Here is a 1,997-nt window from a genome sequence, read left to right on the forward strand (position 1 = left end):
CTTCACACGGGCTGCCGCCGCTTTCAGGTTCTGGTTCGCGTCCAGTGCCTGCTGCTCGAGGTCGTTCAGCTTCGCGTCTTCGAACACCTTCCACCATTCGCCGCGGGCGACGTCTTCCGACGGTTGCGCCGTCTTCCACGTACCCGCTTCTTCCTGTGACAGTGGCTGCTGCGGTGCCTCCTTAAAGGTCGCAGTTGTCGGCGTCGACGGCACCTCGTACCTGGGTGCGAGCGAACACCCCGCCAGAACCAGCAGCGTGCCCAGCAGGACGGAGCCACTGAAGCCGTTCTTTGAAAAAAATGTTTTCATAATGGTCTCCTTACTCCTGGAATGCCGGTTCGGAGACCTTCGCGCCCGGTTTGGCAGACGCATCCGTAGACCCGCCGTGTCCGCCATCGCGGTCGTGCGGACCATGGACGTGCGGATGCTTGCCATGTTTGTCCGTGAGCTGTTTGCCGCCCGCGAGTTTGCGAAGAATGACGTAGAACACCGGGGTGAGAATCAGGCCGAAGAGTGTCACTCCCAGCATGCCGAAGAACACAGCGATACCCATCGCGCGTCGCATTTCCGAGCCTGCTCCCGTCGAAATTACCAAGGGAATCACACCCATGATGAACGCGATGGACGTCATCAGAATCGGACGCAGACGCAGGCGGCAGGCCTCAATAGCAGCCTGAACAATCGTACGGCCCTGAATTTCCAGCTCTCGTGCGAATTCCACAATCAGAATCGCGTTCTTCGCCGACAGGCCCACCAGCACCATCAGACCAATCTGGGTGAAGATGTTGTTATCGCCACGTGTGAGCCAGACTCCAAAGAGCGCGGAAAAGATGCTCATCGGCACAATCAGCAGAATGGCAAGGGGCAGCGTCAGGCTTTCGTACATCGCGGCCAGCACGAGGAATACGAGCAGGACACTGATAGGGAACACCCAGAGCGCGGCGTTGCCGGTCAGAATCTGTTGATACGTCAGGTCGGTCCATTCGAACTTGATGCCGCGTGGCAGGGTTTCAGCTGCAATGCGTTCGACGGCCGCCATGGCCTGGCCAGACGAGTATCCTGGCGCCGGTCCACCGTTGACGTCTGCCGCAAGGAAGCCGTTGTACCGGATCACTGTCTCAGGCCCGAACGTTGGCGTCACCGTTACGAGGGACGACAAGGGGACCATCTCGCCGGCTGCATTGCGTGTCTTGAGCTGCAGGATGCTTTCAGCCGACGTGCGGAATGGGGCATCAGCCTGTGCACGCACCTGATAGACGCGGCCAAACTTGTTGAAGTCGTTGACGTACAGCGAGCCCAGGTAAATCTGCATCGTGTCGAACACGTCAGTGACTGAGACGCCCAACTGCTTGGCCTTCTCGCGATCCAGATTAACGTTCAGCTGCGGAACGTTAATCTGGTAGCTGGAGAACGAGGGCCCGAGTTCAGGCGCTTTCGCTGCTGCCGCGAGGAACGACTGCACCGCCTTGTTCAGCGCTTCGTAGCCCAACGCACCTCGGTCTTCAATCTGCAGCTTGAAGCCGCCGATAGTCCCCAGACCGGAGACCGGAGGTGGCGGGAAGGTCGCAATCATCGCGTCCTTGATGCCGGCGTATTCCTTGTTCAGGTTGCCGACAATCGCCGCTGCAGATTCACCTTTTGTGCGATGCTTCGAAGGGCTCATGACTGGGAACACCAGGCCGCTGCTCGACGAATTCATCAGACCCGTAACGTTCAGGCCTGGGAATTCGGGCGAGTGCACGACGCCTGGCTGCTTGCGGGCTATGATGCCCATTTCGTGAACTACCTTCTCGGTCCGGTCGAGCGATGCACCTGGCGGCAATTGCAGAATGCTGACGAGGTAGTCCTTGTCCTGACCGGGCACAAAGCCGCCCGGCACAACCCTGCCGAGCAGGAACGTGCCGCCGAGCAGGACACCGTAGACAACCGTCATCGCGGCCTTGCGATTGATGATCCCACCTACACCCTTGCTGTACGCTTCCGAGCCGCGATGGAAT

1 protein-coding gene and 1 pseudogene are annotated in these 1,997 nt (G+C 59.4%); both read right to left on the reverse strand.

The genetic code is table 11. The annotated features are described in order from the left end of the window. Positions 1 to 309 (reverse strand): annotated as a pseudogene (locus tag PQR32_RS42030) (RND transporter); the annotation flags it as partial. Between the two features lie 10 nt (positions 310 to 319). Next, the coding region (locus tag PQR32_RS42035; protein ID WP_408241767.1) for an efflux RND transporter permease subunit at positions 320 to 1,997 on the reverse strand (1,678 nt) is incomplete at its 5' end.

This window comes from Paraburkholderia dipogonis, from assembly GCF_046027395.1.
In the GTDB taxonomy this organism is placed as follows: domain Bacteria; phylum Pseudomonadota; class Gammaproteobacteria; order Burkholderiales; family Burkholderiaceae; genus Paraburkholderia; species Paraburkholderia dipogonis_A.